The 14,252-nt window shown below is 64.4% G+C and carries 18 protein-coding genes and 2 pseudogenes; 10 read left to right on the forward strand and 10 right to left on the reverse strand.

All coding sequences use genetic code 11. From position 1 onward, the window contains the following. A partial coding sequence (locus tag GFY24_RS40415) for a hypothetical protein (protein WP_153810399.1) occupies positions 1 to 202 on the reverse strand: 202 nt, incomplete at its 3' end. A gap of 242 nt (positions 203 to 444) precedes the next feature. On the opposite strand from GFY24_RS40415, the gene GFY24_RS41500 reads away from it, so the two are divergent. The 6 genes from GFY24_RS41500 (at position 445) to GFY24_RS41510 (ending at position 2,955) form a co-directional block, all read left to right on the forward strand. Beyond that, on the forward strand, positions 445 to 876 hold the full coding sequence (locus tag GFY24_RS41500) for a hypothetical protein (RefSeq protein ID WP_194853222.1): 432 nt from the start codon (positions 445 to 447) through the stop codon (positions 874 to 876). A 55-nt stretch (positions 877 to 931) separates the two neighbouring features. Next, positions 932 to 1,150 (forward strand): hypothetical protein, encoded by a 219-nt coding sequence (locus tag GFY24_RS40425; RefSeq protein ID WP_153810400.1) that lies wholly within the window; start codon positions 932 to 934, stop codon positions 1,148 to 1,150. A 209-nt stretch (positions 1,151 to 1,359) separates the two neighbouring features. Beyond that, positions 1,360 to 2,016, forward strand: a complete 657-nt coding sequence (locus tag GFY24_RS40430; RefSeq protein ID WP_153810414.1) for a TetR/AcrR family transcriptional regulator C-terminal domain-containing protein — start codon at positions 1,360 to 1,362, stop codon at positions 2,014 to 2,016. Further along, a complete protein-coding gene (locus GFY24_RS40435; protein WP_153810401.1) occupies positions 2,013 to 2,456 on the forward strand; it encodes a DUF5994 family protein in 444 nt (147 codons plus the stop codon). Before GFY24_RS40430 ends, GFY24_RS40435 begins: the two co-directional genes overlap by 4 nt. A gap of 198 nt (positions 2,457 to 2,654) precedes the next feature. After that, on the forward strand, positions 2,655 to 2,798 hold the full coding sequence (locus tag GFY24_RS44015; protein ID WP_375336171.1) for an RGCVC family protein: 144 nt from the start codon (positions 2,655 to 2,657) through the stop codon (positions 2,796 to 2,798). Positions 2,799 to 2,808: 10 nt separating this feature from the next. Further along, on the forward strand, positions 2,809 to 2,955 hold the full coding sequence (locus tag GFY24_RS41510; protein WP_194853223.1) for a DUF6307 family protein: 147 nt from the start codon (positions 2,809 to 2,811) through the stop codon (positions 2,953 to 2,955). A gap of 86 nt (positions 2,956 to 3,041) precedes the next feature. Here the strand turns inward: GFY24_RS41510 and GFY24_RS40440 are convergent, their stop codons facing one another. Continuing rightward, positions 3,042 to 3,797 carry a TetR/AcrR family transcriptional regulator C-terminal domain-containing protein gene (locus GFY24_RS40440; protein ID WP_153810402.1) on the reverse strand — a complete coding sequence of 252 codons (756 nt, stop codon included), beginning with the start codon at positions 3,795 to 3,797 and terminating at the stop codon, positions 3,042 to 3,044. A 211-nt stretch (positions 3,798 to 4,008) separates the two neighbouring features. Between GFY24_RS40440 and GFY24_RS40445 the strand changes: the two genes are divergently transcribed. Together GFY24_RS40445 and GFY24_RS40455 are read left to right on the forward strand one after the other, a co-directional pair. Further along, positions 4,009 to 4,236 carry a hypothetical protein gene (locus GFY24_RS40445; protein WP_153810403.1) on the forward strand — a complete coding sequence of 76 codons (228 nt, stop codon included), beginning with the start codon at positions 4,009 to 4,011 and terminating at the stop codon, positions 4,234 to 4,236. A gap of 327 nt (positions 4,237 to 4,563) precedes the next feature. Continuing rightward, positions 4,564 to 4,767 carry a cold-shock protein gene (locus tag GFY24_RS40455; protein WP_153810405.1) on the forward strand — a complete coding sequence of 68 codons (204 nt, stop codon included), beginning with the start codon at positions 4,564 to 4,566 and terminating at the stop codon, positions 4,765 to 4,767. 121 nt (positions 4,768 to 4,888) lie between these two features. Here GFY24_RS40455 and GFY24_RS40460 read toward each other — a convergent pair. The 4 genes and pseudogenes from GFY24_RS40460 to GFY24_RS40475 form a co-directional block, all read right to left on the reverse strand. Then, positions 4,889 to 5,729, reverse strand: a pseudogene (locus tag GFY24_RS40460) (SPFH domain-containing protein). 148 nt (positions 5,730 to 5,877) lie between these two features. Further along, a complete protein-coding gene (locus GFY24_RS40465) occupies positions 5,878 to 6,582 on the reverse strand; it encodes an ISAs1 family transposase (RefSeq protein ID WP_309231920.1) in 705 nt (234 codons plus the stop codon). A 107-nt stretch (positions 6,583 to 6,689) separates the two neighbouring features. Continuing rightward, entirely contained in the window at positions 6,690 to 6,887 is a 198-nt protein-coding gene (locus GFY24_RS44020; RefSeq protein WP_153810407.1) for a beta-ketoacyl synthase N-terminal-like domain-containing protein, read from the reverse strand. A 24-nt stretch (positions 6,888 to 6,911) separates the two neighbouring features. Next, positions 6,912 to 8,225, reverse strand: coding sequence for an aspartate aminotransferase family protein (locus GFY24_RS40475; RefSeq protein ID WP_153810408.1), 1,314 nt, complete (start codon positions 8,223 to 8,225; stop codon positions 6,912 to 6,914). Between the two features lie 62 nt (positions 8,226 to 8,287). Here GFY24_RS40475 and GFY24_RS40480 point away from each other — a divergent pair, with 62 nt between their 5' ends. Continuing rightward, the gene (locus GFY24_RS40480; protein WP_153810409.1) at positions 8,288 to 9,034 is read left to right on the forward strand and encodes an SDR family oxidoreductase; all 747 of its coding nucleotides are present in this window, start codon (positions 8,288 to 8,290) and stop codon (positions 9,032 to 9,034) included. Here the strand turns inward: GFY24_RS40480 and GFY24_RS40485 are convergent. From GFY24_RS40485 to GFY24_RS40500, 4 genes are all read right to left on the reverse strand, one after another. Then, on the reverse strand, positions 8,991 to 9,548 hold the full coding sequence (locus tag GFY24_RS40485) for a DUF6309 family protein (RefSeq protein WP_153810410.1): 558 nt from the start codon (positions 9,546 to 9,548) through the stop codon (positions 8,991 to 8,993). The genes GFY24_RS40480 and GFY24_RS40485 overlap by 44 nt on opposite strands. Next, positions 9,539 to 10,321, reverse strand: coding sequence for a phytanoyl-CoA dioxygenase family protein (locus GFY24_RS40490; RefSeq protein WP_228567155.1), 783 nt, complete (start codon positions 10,319 to 10,321; stop codon positions 9,539 to 9,541). The genes GFY24_RS40485 and GFY24_RS40490 overlap by 10 nt, the downstream gene beginning before the upstream one ends. A gap of 50 nt (positions 10,322 to 10,371) precedes the next feature. Then, the gene (locus tag GFY24_RS40495) at positions 10,372 to 11,376 is read right to left on the reverse strand and encodes an NAD-dependent epimerase/dehydratase family protein (protein ID WP_153810412.1); all 1,005 of its coding nucleotides are present in this window, start codon (positions 11,374 to 11,376) and stop codon (positions 10,372 to 10,374) included. An 836-nt stretch (positions 11,377 to 12,212) separates the two neighbouring features. Beyond that, positions 12,213 to 12,635, reverse strand: coding sequence for a hypothetical protein (locus GFY24_RS40500; protein ID WP_153810413.1), 423 nt, complete (start codon positions 12,633 to 12,635; stop codon positions 12,213 to 12,215). Positions 12,636 to 12,803: 168 nt separating this feature from the next. Between GFY24_RS40500 and GFY24_RS40505 the strand changes: the two are divergent. After that, positions 12,804 to 14,063 (forward strand): annotated as a pseudogene (locus tag GFY24_RS40505) (transposase). Positions 14,064 to 14,252 lie beyond the last annotated feature (189 nt).

A 14,252-nucleotide genomic window follows, 5' to 3' on the forward strand; every position in this document is an offset into this window, starting at 1 on the left:
GGCCGCTCAGAACTTGCAGGGCCTGGGTGGCGACCCAGTCCTCGACGGCAGGGTCGCCGGGAGTGTGGAAGCACCAGCCGGCCCGCCAGAGATATTCCAGGACGTGCACCAGGTCCAGCAGAATGTGGTTCTCGTAGCTGTCACGGCCGCGGCGCCTGCGCGGCGTCATCGCGGGGGAAATGGTTGTCGACCGATTACTCATCGGCGTGCCTCGGTTCCGGAGCTGTTGTGCCCTCAAGTAGATGCCGTCCGAAATCTGATGTCAACACTGTAGGTCTACGGCCTAGCGGCCGGGGTTGCACACCGTGGGCGCTCACGTGAGTGCACTTCGGATCTAGATATTCAGCCGGAGAATCATTGTAGACAGCCGGTGTAGATCTACATCGTTGACAACCGGCATGCATAGGCGTGTACTGAGAGAAACAAATAGATCCGAGGATCGCCATGATCGTCATCATCGGGCTGGTAATACTGGTTGCCGCTGTATTCATCGGCGTCGCAGGCGTTTTCGCCAACGGCGGTAGCAACCACGCTTTGACCGACCACTTCGCCGTCTTCGGCTACCACGTCACCGGCTCTACCGGCGTACTGTTCCTCTACGGAATCGTGGTCGGCAGTATCGGGCTGGCGGGGCTGGGCATGCTCCTGACCGGCGCCCGCCGTACCGCCCGCCTCGGGGCAAGTGCACGCCGCGAGCTCAAAGCAGTTCGACAGGATACTGCGGCCAACCCCCGGATCCTCGAACGGCAACAGCCCTTCATTACACGCCGTGGCGATGCCCCTACCCGCGACACCGGCAGCGCTGATGCCCCAGTCGATGTACCCGGCCCCGACATCGGGGCGAGAGTCGATGACCGGCCCCCGACCCGCCGATAACCCGTCAATCTCGCATGACACCCCACAAACATCCGATACCGGCGCAGGAGTCTCAATGATCATTCTCATCGCTCTGATCGCCGGAATGGTCATCGGCGCACTCGGAATGGCGGCCTTGAACGGCCGGCGGCCCGATATCCGCCATGGCTTGCTACCGTGCTTTTCCGGTCGACTACGGCCCGAGGACACCGCGGCGGGCCGCGACCTCGGCGAGAACGCCGGCGGGTCGAGGCATATCCGCACCAACCCGAGCTGGCGAAACCGACTCGAGTAAACGCCACCGAAAACTGCTCCAGCAGTGGACTATTCGACGGAGACAGAAATGAGTGCATACGAAAGCAGCGACAGGGCCCTGCAAACGATCGCCACCAAGCCGCTGGACGGTATCCCGGCGTGAAGCGAATCCGAGCAGGTCCCCCGGGCCCCGCGACAGGTGGTGCCGACCATGAGAACACCGGGAGCACGCCACTGACCCGGGCCGCAATGCTGCGAGCCGCACTCGAGATCATCGACCGCGAAAGCGTCGACCGACTGTCCATGCGACGCCTCGGCGAGGCGCTCGGCCGGGACCCGATGGTGCTCTACCGACACGCGGTGAACAAGGCCGCGCTGCTCGACGGGGTCGTCGAACTCGTCCTCGAACAGCTGACCGTCGATGCCACCGATCCCGACTGGCGCCATCAATTGCGCAGCATTGCGCGCGACTTCCGCAGACTCGCCGTCGCCCACCCGAACACGGTGGCGCTCTTGATCACTCATCCGCTGGACACCCCACTCGCACTGCGACCGCTGGGCACCCTGCGCCCGCTGGAACATATTCTCGAGTTACTCACCCGAGCCGACTTCAGCAGCGTGGATGCTCTGCACATCTACCGCGCGCTGTTCGGATTTCTGCACGGCCACATCCTCAACGAGTTGCAAGAGATCATCGAACGCCCGGAAGAGACCAGCGACCTGCTACGACTGGGCATGCATCGCCTCCCCATCGGCGAATTCCCGCTACTGCGCGCCCTCGCAACCGAGCTGGCCGATTACGACGGCGCCGCAGAGCTCGAGCGCGGGCTCGATATTCTGCTCGCCGGCCTCACCACCACCATGTCCGCGGCCGGCGCACGGCCGAGACGGGAGCGTCGATCATGACCCCGCAATCAGGCCGAACCAACACTGATTCCACCCGCACACCTCGACTCGAGTTCAAGGCAACCGGCGCCGAAGGCGCCGGCGCGTGCTGGCGGCCGTACGGCCGTGACCTCGCCGTGGAACTGCCGGACCTGCTCGCGATACTCGCGCCCCGGCTCGGCCCGATCCATCGAGTGATCTACCACCTCGACGAATGGACCCCTGCGGCAAGCAAACTCGACTTCGGTAGCCGTCGAGTACTGCTCGAAGGCTACCGGCAGCTCCCCGCCCACACCCTGGAAGTCCTCGGAGTCGGCGCCGGCATCCACCTGGTCCTTCGAGTCATCACCCCACTGCGTCACGCCGAAATGCTTGCCGCACAGCAACGTTGGGATTCCGAAGGTGGATCCGGGGCCGACACCGAACCAGGAGTCAGTGCCCGGGTAGGCATCAGCCCATGATCACTTTGGGAGAAGTGCTCCGAATGCGAAGCCGCGGACGATCCGCCAGGCATAGCGTTCCGCTCGAGACCACCTCTCGATTGCGACTGAGGCCGCAGGGCGAGAGCGGCGGATATCGCGCCAAAACCTCAATAGCGAAGGGTCGTCGATTTGTCTTCGAACGGGTGCGTGACCGCCATGACCGCGGTACCCATCGAAATGTCTTGTGGGGCATGTCCACACGCCTCGGAAGCCCACGACCGGATAGGAGTCCGGTATTGCTCCGCGACGATGGCACGCGGGCTTGATCGAGAATGCGCCTGCGCCAGCCCAGCCGATCACGAGAACACCTACTACCGATAGGCGGCACGAAATGGCAATGAAAACGCCCTACGAGCAGAGGGTGAACCGTGTCCGAGACGTCCTGCGGACATATTCGGAACTCGACGACAAGACCGCGACCGACCTCGCGGTGCACGTGTTGCACGCCCTCGACACGATCCCCGAGAAGATCCGCTGACGAGATCGTCCCCTCCAGCCGTGTTCTCACGACGCCGGGTACGACGGCCCACACCGACTATGGGACATCGCAATTCGGCATAGCGGTTACCGAGCAGACTCAGGTCCGGCCGAGCTGTTGTCGCGAGGAAGGGTCGCGGCGAGGCCGGTCAGCAGGATGTCGAGTCCGCCTTCGAGTTCGGCCGCACCGCCGTAGGCCGCCAGCACCGGTGCGAGCCCGCGCAGGAGCGGGAATTCCCCGATGGGCAGCCGGTGCAGGCCGAGTCGCAGCAGATCATCGGTTTCGTCGGGCTTCTCCACGACCTCCTGCAGCTCGTTGAGCACATGCCCGTACAGGAACCCGAACAGCGCTCGATAGATATGCAACGCATCGGGTCCGGAGAATCCGGCGCGCGTCAGCAGGGTCAGCGTGTCCTCCAATGGCCGCAGCACCGCTTGCGGGCGCAACCCCAGCGGCGTTGCCAGCGGCCGGGTCACCAGCAGCGGCACCACGCGGGGGTGATCCAGTGCGAGCTGCCGGAAATTTCTTGCCACCGAACGCAATTGGGACATCCAATCCGGGTCCGTGGCATCGACCGACAGCTGCGCGAATACGATCTCGGCCACACCGTCCAACACCGCGGCCTTGTTCGGCAGATGCCGGTAGATCACCATCGGATCCCGGCGCACCGCATCGGCCAGCCGACGCATCGACAGCCCGTCCACCCCGTCTCGATCGACGATCTGCAACGCCGCCGCCAACACGGCCGCTCGCGTAATCGGGCCCTCACCCTGCCGGTCACCGTCGGTAGGACCGGCGTCGGCGGAGCCGGATCGAGTGCGACGGGTCGGCTTGTCTGCCATATCGAGTGCCTCCTATTTCGGAAGATTCACACTGTATCGCACTGCGTAGACCTACAGCGTTGACACGTAAGCGTGTGGACGATCAGCACGGTATCGGCGCTACTCGATGATCTCAGTCAGCATTTGCGCCAGATCTACACTGCCGCAACAACACTCCGATGGCATCGATACCAATTCCGGGGAAGGCGCGCCCGGCTGGTGCCGCTCAGGCGTGCTATCGCAGTGCACGGCAGCCGGATACGCGACCTGCCCGCTCACCCATATCACCGAACTGCCGCGCAGCCGGTCCGCCGTCCGCGAGCTCACCGGCCGTCGCGAACTCCCACAGGTTCTGGTCCGGGCAGGCTCTGCCTCGCACGCCGAGCCGCCACCCGTGCCCACCCCGCGTCGCCCGCCGTCGGAGATTCTGCAGACCATCAAGCCCGAGACTCGCCGCTGACCATAAGGGCCTTGGTCACTTCACCTCGCGCGCCGCCCCGGATTCTGGACTGCTTCGACTTCGATGACCAACTGCGCTACGTCGACTGCCTCGACGATGCCGCCTTCCTGGCGACACCGCTGGAACCGCTTGTAGAAATAGGGATCTCGACCCGCAGCAATTCCGACCGTCGGAATTGTCGCCAAATCGCATTCATTGTCTCGTGGCTCACAATCCGAGCGCCTGGACGTGAGACCGACGACGACCATGGCATAGTGGCGAGTTGAGAACGGGCGGCTTACCAAGAAATTTGCCCGGCTCACCAACAGAAAAGAAGTTGTAAACAGCATGACTCAAGGCAGCGTTAAGTGGTTCAACGGCGAAAAAGGCTTCGGCTTCATCGCTCAAGACGGAGGCGGCCCCGACGTCTTCGTGCATTACTCGGCCATTGGTGGCTCGGGTTACAAATCCCTCGAAGAGGGCCAGCGTGTCGAGTTCGCGGTAGAGCAGGGCCAGAAGGGCCCGCAAGCCCAGGACGTCCACGCCATCTGATTCAGCGTGACTTGTTGGATGCTTCGCACCGTTGACGGTGCGAAGCATTTTTCGTTTCACCACGACTACCCGGTAGGTGTCGCATCGGGCGCGACGGCCGGTATCAGCAGAACGGTCGGCGTCACCCGTTCCGGCCGGTTCCAACCGTCGACGGCACTCCGTTGATCGCAACCCCGCCGACCGGCGGGGTTGCCGCCGCAGCGGTTTCGCGGGTCAGGAATGTGCTGATCTCTCCGATCGCGCTCATCATCGGCGCCGGGAACACGATCATCGTGTTCTTCTCCACCCCGAGTTCGACGAGGGTTTGCAGATTACGCAGTTGCAGCGCCAGTGGATGCGCCATCATCGTGTCCGAGGCGTCCCCGAGCGCTGCGGCAGCTAGTGACTCCCCTTCCGCGGCAATGATTTTGGCGCGCTTCTCACGTTCGGCCTCGGCCTGCCGGGCCATGGCGCGCTTCATGCTGTCGGGCAGTTGAATGTCCTTTAGCTCGACCAGCGTGACTTCCACTCCCCAGCCGAGAGTGGCCTCGTCCAGGATCGTGCGGATATTGGCGTTGAGGATGTCGGTTTCCGACAGTGCTTCGTCGAGAGTGTGCCGACCCACCACCTTACGCAAGGTGGTCTGGGCGATCTGATCGATCGCGGCGTTGACGTTCTCGATGGCCACCACAGACTTCACCGCGTCCACGACTCGGAAGTAGGCGACCGCGGAGATGTCGACACTCACATTGTCGCGGGTGATTATCCCCTGAGACTGAATGGGCATCGTCACGATCCGCAGCGACACCCTGAGCAACCGATCGACCACCGGAATGATCAATGCGAGGCCCGGCTCCTTCACCGCCAACCACCCGGCCGAGGCGGAACAACACGCCCTTCTCGTATTGGGTCACCACACGCACGGCCAGCGCCAGACCGATCAACCCGATGACGACGATGGCGGAAGATCCCGAAGAAGACATTGGCGAGCTGGGCCACCGCCAAGCGTGACCACGGTTTGCTCGCATGGGGCGCTATCGACGGTATCGACGGTCGGATCTTCTGAGCTGGGAGCAGAGCCGGGTGGACGAGGGCGGCGGTCGGCGCCTGGCTTCGTGAGACCCATCGGATTCACCACCCAACCCCAGCGCTACGGCGCAGCTTGACCGTCAATATGTAAAACGCGCCGCGGCCGCGTAGGTACTCCGCGTGTTCACACTGGGCGTGCGGGGCGTCGGCCGTCACCACGACGCCCTCGAGATCGTCGATGGTGTCGAGAAGTACTGAGAAGCTGGGGATTTCGTTGGACTTGTCCTCGATCTCGACTTGACCGAGCACGACCCCGGCGTCGTGGTCGAGAGCGGCCATGACCATCCGCGCCCGCCCGTCGCCGCTGCGCGAGCCGCGCATCGCCGTCCCGTCCACCGCGATTGCCCGACGCCGGGCCTTCCCGCCGTGTCGGGCGCGGGCGTCAGCGACGCGCCCGGTGAGCCAACCGCCGATCAGGGTGTCGAACCCGTCGCCGGTGAACGCCGACAACGCCCGCCGGATCGTGGACGCGTTCGGCGCGGTGATGCCCATCGCGGCGAGGGTGTCGGCGGCGGTGTCCGCGGCCCATTCCGCTATCGCGGCATACGATTTCGAGCCCGAGACCACCGCGCAGGTCGAGATGTACAGAATGGCGCCGAACCGGTGCCGCACCCCTCGCTTCCGACGTGGATCTGGCGCCTGTTCCAACACCTCCAGCGGGCTCCGCCGCGACGCGGTGGGCACCTCCGTGAGCGCCCCGAGGTGGTACGAGAGGGTGGCGATAGGCGACGATGACACAGCAGGCACGGCGAGGCTCCACGGTCGAACGGTGTAGGAACCTTCATGATCGACGGTCCAGCCGTGCCTGCCTCGCAAACCGCGAACAGCGGTGTCTCACATCGTGTATCGCCTGTTCAGGCCACCAGAATACGACTTTGCCTCACCCCTGACCGGACACGGTCGCGCGGCGCGACCCCGAAGAATGCGGCATCGAATTCCGCTGCGTCATAAAGGAATCCGCCCTGATCCGTGGTTGAGGTGCCCCGGTGGTCGGGGTCCGGGTGATACAGCGTGGTGGGATTCCAGCCGCGGTCGTCGGGGAACGAGGACATGACAGGCGGGCCCGGATCGCGGGTTCAGGCTAGCAGTGCGAAGGCCTCGTGCACGACTTTGCACGTTTCGTCGAGGTCTGCCTCGGTCAACGCCGAGCAGACGAACCAGCAGGCCGTGCTGGTCGCATTGACGTGAATTCCTCGCTCCAGCAATGCGTGCCGGAACATTGCGTAGCGCGCAGTATCCAGATCGAACAGGTCGCGATAGTGTCGGGTAGGAGTCCCGTCCGGGGAGAAGGCGACCTGGAACATGGCGCCGACACCCTGCACGGCACAGGGCACTCCGTGATCGCGGGAGGCACGGCGGATCGCCTCCATGATCTGGCGGCCGGACTCGTCGATGCGGCGAGTGGTCGCCGGGTCGGCCAGTTCGGTCAGGGTCACCAATGCGGCTGTGGCGCAGAGCGGTGAGGCATTGTAGGTGCCGCCGTGCTTCACTGCATCGGAAGCGACATGGTCCATGATCGTGCGGCGACCGGCGAAGGCCGCGATGGGGAAACCGCCGCCGAGGGCTTTGGCGTGCACCGACAAATCCGGCACCACGCCGAACAGGGCTTGCGCCCCACCGGGTCCGGTGCGGAACCCGGTACAGACCTCGTCGAAGATCAGCACGATACCGCGCCGGGTGCATTCGTCGCGCAGTAGCTCCAGATAGCCGGGGAGCGGCATGGTGCAGGCCAGGTTCGCCACGATCGGTTCGCAGATGACCGCCGCGATCTCGCCTCGGTGCGCGTCGAGCAGTGTGCGCAGGACATCCGGATCGTTCCACGGGCAGATCAGCACATCATCGACGACGCCTGCGGGAATGCCCGCGGAATGTGGGTAAGGCGTCGGGCGCTCATAGGGTCCGGCTCGGTCCGCCCCCGGCCGGTTCGAGATGGCCAGCACGTCCGCCCAGCCATGGTAGTGGCCCTCGAATTTGAGGATCTTGGATCGGCCGGTGCACCCCCGCGCCGCGCGGACCGCGCCCTGCACGGCCTCGGAACCGGAGTTGGCGTAGCGCACCAACTCCGCACACGGGACCATTTCGCACAGCAGTTCACTGAGCTCGATCTCCGGCACATTGCAGGTACCGAACATGGTACCCGAGGCCAGAATTCGACTCACCGCCGTAGTGACCGCCGGGTTGGCGTGCCCGTTCACCGTGCAGCCGTAGGCCAGCAGGAAGTCGACGTAGGAGTTCCCGTCGACATCCCAGATACGGGCCCCGGAACCGTGATCCATGTAGGTCGGATACGGCAACGGTCCCGTCGTAGTGGCCCGGGCCGACGAGCTCACACCGCCCGCCAGTGAGCGTTTCGCACGCTCGAACAGATCCCGGCTCGAATCGAAAGTCATTGATTCCACGGTGATTTCGTCTTCCTTATCGAATAATCGTCGAATGAACTCAGAGGTGGTCCATGCCTGAATCGATCGCGGTCGTCACGGGGGCCGGTAGTGGTATCGGGCGCGGCTGCGCGCTGGCGCTGGCGGAGCGCGGCTGGACTGTGGTCGTCACCGGTCGTCGGGAAGAGCCGCTGCGCAAGACCGCGGCGCTGGCCGGAGAACGCTCCGGCCGGATCGTTCCGGTGGTCGCCGATGTCGCCGATCCACAGTCGGTCGATGCGCTGTTCAATTCGGTGGCAACAGGTTTCGGCCGAATCGATCTGCTGTTCAACAACGCTGCGGACGTTATGCCCGCCACGGCCACCGAGGATGTCGCCGCTGCTGACTGGTATCGGGTCCTCAACTCCATTGCCACGGGCACATTCCTCTGCTCGCAGGCGGCCTATCGGATGATGAAGGAGCAGTCACCACGCGGCGGCCGCATCATCAACAACGCCGCGCCCTCGGCCCAGGTGCCCCGCCCCGACTCCATTGCCTTCACCGCGGCCAAACACGCGGTCGCGGGCATTACCCGTTCGCTGGCACTGGACGGACGGCAGTACGACATCGCTTGCGGCCAAATCGATATCGGCAATGTGACGCCGGAGGATCGCCCTCAGCCACCGGCCCGCCAAGCCGACCGCAGCATGCGGGTCGAGCCGACCATGGACATGCGCCACGTCACCGAAATGGTCGTCGCCATGGCGGCGCTGCCGGTGTCGGTGAACATCGCACACGTCACGGTGATGCCGAGTGCGATGCCGTACCTGGGCCGGGGCTGACCGGCAGCGCTCCCGCGAGGTACGCCTCGGCACCCGCGTCGAGGCGGCCGCTCAACTCCCAGGCGATCATTCGGTGCAGGCCGTCGACATGAATGAGCCCGGTGTCAACCGCCAGGTCCGCATAGTCGGAGTGCGCCACCGGGCGGGTGCTGACATACACCGGGGTCATCGGCGCGGCACTCAGCCACTCGAGCTTGGCCGAGCAGACGGGATTGGCGCGGGCCATCTCCGCGCCACCCGACCGGATGCGTTCGGCCGCCTGCCCCACCGTGAGCCCCGTGCGCGGGACGAGCGGTTGCCCGCCGCCCTCGCTGAGGTGCCACGGCAGGACCACCGCGAGGACCTCCGAACGGTCCAATCGAACTCGGCTCCACGTGCCCGAAAGTTTCTGCGCACGAAGAAGATTCTCCGCGCCGTCCTGGTTGCTGTTGCCCTCGTGTGCCCGGGTGACCGGATGATCGGCCCGGTAGCGCACCAGCACCTCGTCGAAGGTGATCGTCGCGATCATTTCCATGCTCGGTTACCTCCATCCGGTTCTCCGTATTCGGTGAAGTGCCGTTCGGCGAAGAGCTCGGGCCATTGGCCGCCATCCAATTCGAGTTCGCGGGCGCGGTGCAGCATGTGCCGCCAGTACGGCTTCACCGGCCGCCAGCGTGCGCCGGTCTGGCAGTAGGAGGCGTCGACCATGTAGCGCGGGCGGCCGGGACCGTCTGGGGCGGGGCGGCGCGTGTGGAACAGCGCGGAGTGGAGCAGCACGGTGGATCCGGGCGGCAGCCGGTCCACCAGCACCTCGCCCGGCAGTTCGGCCGTGCCTTGATGCGCCCGCGCGGTTTTGGCCGCTTGCTCCCGGTGCGAACCCGGCAGCACCGCAAGACCGCCGACCGTATCGTCGAGTCCGCCGAGGTAGTGCAGCGCATGCACCATCAGCAGATCCGGGTCAGCATCGCTGTTCTGCTCACAGTCGTGATGCCACGCCTTGCCCGCGATACCCGGCGCCTGCCGGTCGCTGTGCTGGTGATGGAACACGAACTCCGGCCCCATCAACTCCACAAGTAACTCCAGCAGCGGCAGATAGGTGATGAGCTCGCCGTGGGCGGCCAATTCCAGCTCCAAGAGCGGCGGCAACCCGTAGGTCTCGGGATCGACACAGCAGGCTATCGACTGGGCCCGCAGTCCGTCGTCCACCCACCGATCGACCTCCGGCTCCAACCTCGCCACCAGCTCCGCCGACAGGAACCCGGGTAGGACGAGGAACCCGTCACGGTCGAATTGTTCTGTTCTGCTCAAGCTTTCAGCAGCAGAAGCAGATGAGGAGGTGCGCGTATCGCTCCTGTTCGTCATCGGATGGGCTCCGCGGGCATCGGCACGGGTCGCGCGCCGGGCTGTGCGATGCGAGCCCAGCGCAGCGTGTGCTCGATGCCGCAACGCAGTGTCGTCGGACCGCGACGCGGCATGAGCTCCCGTCGCGCCCGGCCGATATCGAGACAGCTCCGCCGCACCTCACCGGGGCGCTCGCGCTCGAATCGAGTCGACCAGGAGTCGCCCCCAAGTCCGGCGGCGGCTCGTACCGTATCCACCAGATCGAGTACCGTCACCTCTACACCGGAGCCGATGTTGTACTCCTGATGTTCGAGGTGATCGCTCTCTGCCGCAGCGATATTCGCTTCGACGACGTCCTCGACGAAGACGAAGTCACGACTTTGCAGGCCATCGCCGAAGACGACCGGCTCGCGGCCTTCGACCACCGCGCCGCAGAGCAGCGCGACCACTCCCGACTCACCGGCGCACGACTGCCGGGGTCCATAAACATTCCCGTAGCGCAGTGCCACCACGTCGAGCCCTTTGGCCTGCCGGAACCACAGTCCGTAACGTTCGCTCGTCCATTTGCCGAGCCCGTATGCCGAGAGAGGTTCGGGCCGAATGGTTTCCGGTGTAGGTATCACCGCCGATTCACCGTAGATCGCACCCCCGGTGGAGCTGAGTACCACCCGCCGCGCCCCTGCTTCCGCCGCCGCGGCCATGACATTGATCGCGCCGACCACATTGTGTTCCGCATCGCCTGCGGGATCGGCCATCGACGACCGCACATCGACCTGAGCCGCCAAATGGAACACGACCTCCGGACCGAACCGCCGGACGGTGTCGCGAATCCCGTTGTAGTCCCGGACATCCTGGCGCACCAGCTCCATGCTGAAAGCGAGCGCATCGACCAGATTGTGGGTACTCCCGCGACTCAGGTCATCGACCACAAGTACCTGATAGCCACGCCCCACCAGCGCATCGACCAGATGTGATCCGACGAACCCCGCGCCCCCTGTGACCAACGCCCGCGCAGTAACCATCGCAGAGTACCTCCATGCTACTCAAACATGTTCGGGCACAACATAATTACCTAACGTTAAGGAGTCTCACACGCGTCGGACATCAGGAGGATGCATTCAGAAAACGAACCGAAGATTTTGTTTGCAACGAACGTCGACAACGAACACGGGCGATCCGTGCCCGATCGCCCGTGCGTAGCACGGGATGGGGTAGCCGTACATCTCATGAGGTCGCACAGCAAGACCTCGGCCATCGCAAATACGAGATCGCGTCTCGCGGACATGTTCAGGCGCCAACGAGTACGGCGATGTATCGCAGGATCGCCGTAGGTCGGCATCAGCCGAATGCGCCGCCGGTCGAGCCTCCACCGTCCAACCGGGGTATCGAAGTAGTCGTCCCTGCGCAGATGTTCTATCCCCATTCTCATTCCGATGCAGATGCCACTGTAACGGTTCCACCGGGGTCCCAGCCGGTGAAGGTCGGTGAGACACGGGGACCGCCCTTCGCGAGCGTGGAATCTATTCGGCGAGCGGGAGGGTGCGGGGACGGTCTGCGAAGTAGTTGTGGCTCACTCCGTACGAGAGGTACACGCACTCTTCGCAGACAACGTCGTTTTGGCTTCCGAACAGGAAGCCGCCCTTCGCGCCGACACCGCGGTTGCAGGCGGCGCAGAAGTCGGCGCGCCAGTTTCTCGGGACCATAACGGTTCTCCTCTCGAGCGATATCCCACAGGTGTCGAGTCGAGGGCCTCGGCTCGGTGACATGTCGCCTGCGGGAGCGAGGTGGATCAGTTGCCGTGACATTGATCGATGAGCACAGCTCCGAGTTGAGGCGACCGCATCAATCACCTTGTGGCTCAGACGATCACGAGTAGCAATGCCTCTCGCGTCCGCCACATCAGCTTGGTGGCCACGGCGTCGAGCTTGACAGCGAGTTGTTGGACCCTCTCGGCCATTCTGGCCGCCTGGAGTTCGGCGGCGCCGCGTTTTTCGCCTTCGTCATCGCGCTGGTGTTCACTCTTGGTCAGCCGTGTACTTGTGGTGTCGAGTTCGCGTGCCAGTCGTGAGGATTCGACTTCGGCAGCGTTCGCGCGGTCCGTTTCACGATCGATGAAGAGCCGTTGGCTGTCGATTCGGTTCTCTTGGGTTTTCAACTGCGCGGCTTGGTGTTTGATCGTATCGCGATACGAGTCGCGGGTCTTGCGGGTCGCGGTGAGGCTCTCGGTCAGGTCTTTGATGGCGGTCGCTTGTCGTGTGGTGTGTAGCTCCCAGTCGGTCACGGTGGCCCAGCCTGCTTTCGTGTGATCCTTGTATGCCCATGCCAGCTCGCCGCCGGAGCAATGATCAAGACCTGTGGATGACCGGGAGGGAGTGCCTTCCCGGATGATCTGAACATCAACGGGTTTCGATCCTCTGGCGCGCCAACGCCGGGCGGGAAGGTACGTCCCATGCTCAAAATAATCGACGGTGGCGCCGAGCCCGATCAGGGCGGCGTGTCGCGGTCGCCGATCGAGGAGATCGTGCGTGAAGGTGCCCGTCAGATGCTGCAAGCAGCGTTGCGGGCCGAGGTCGCCGCCTATGTCGAGCGGTTCGCCGACCAACTCGACCAAGACGGCCGGAAGTTGGTGGTGCGCAACGGTTACCACAACGAACGCCAGGTGCTGACCTGCGCCGGCGCGGTGCCGGTGAGAGCGCCCCGGGTCAACGACAAACGGGTTGATCCGGAATCTGGTGAGCGGCACCGGTTTTCCTCGGCGATCCTGCCCGCCTGGGCGCGGAAGTCGCCGCAGGTCACCGAGGTTCTGCCGCTGCTGTATCTGCACGGACTGTCCTGGGGGGGACTTCGGTCCGGCCCTCGAGCAGTTCCTCGGCTCCGGCGCCGGATTGTCGGCAGCCTCGATCACCCGGTTGACCCCCCGGGTGGCAAGACGAAGCCCGCGCGTTCGGCCGGCGGGATCTCTCGGGCACCGATTATGTGTATCTGTGGGTCGACGGCATCCACGTCAAAGTCCGTTCGGAGCAGGAGAAACTGTGCCTGCTGGTGATGATCGGCGTGCGCGCTGACGGCCGCGAAGAGCTCGTCGCGATCACCGACGGCTACCGCGAATCCACCGAATCCTGGGCAGATCTGCTGCGTGATTGCCGCCGCCGCGGCATGACCGCGCCGGTTCCCCGGAACCCGCGAACAGCGTTGCTGGTTCCACAAATCGGCGAATGTTCTTGCTGCACTACCGAAATCGGCTCATCCTGGTGCGCTGGCGGCGATGAAGGACATCTACATGGCCGAGGACATCGACAAGGCCCAGCTTGCGGTCAAAGCCTTCGAAATCGATTACAGCGCAAAGTATCCCAAAGCGGTCGCGAAGATCGTCGAAGACCTCGACGTGCTTTTGGAGTTCTTCAAATACCCGGCCGAACACTGGATCCACCTGCGCACCACCAACCCGATCGAGTCGACCTTCGCCACCATCCGTTTGCGCACCAAGGTCACCAAAGGCCCCGGCTCCCGCGCGGCTGGAATTGCCATGGCCTACAAGCTGATCGAGGCCGCCCAGACCCGATGGCGCAAGGTCAACGCACCCGAACTGGTCGCGCTCGTCCGCAACGGCGCCCTGTTCCACAACAGCAAACTCCTCGAACGACCCCGCGAAATCACCCCCGCCGCGTCAACCGACCCGGCCGAATCCACCCGAACCGGGGTCGCCTGAAACTTGCCGATCCACAGGTCTTGACAATATCTCTCTCGGAGAACCGCCGATCGCGCCAAAGTCTAAGTGCCTGTCCGCCAACTGATCATTTCCGTTGGCGGGCGAGGCGGCGGGACATCAGCATGATCATCGACCAGGTGACCATGGCTTCGTGGTGGTCGGGCAGGCGTTCGTAGTCACGGACGCAGC

The organism is Nocardia sp. SYP-A9097 (assembly GCF_009649815.1).
Lineage (GTDB): Bacteria > Actinomycetota > Actinomycetes > Mycobacteriales > Mycobacteriaceae > Nocardia.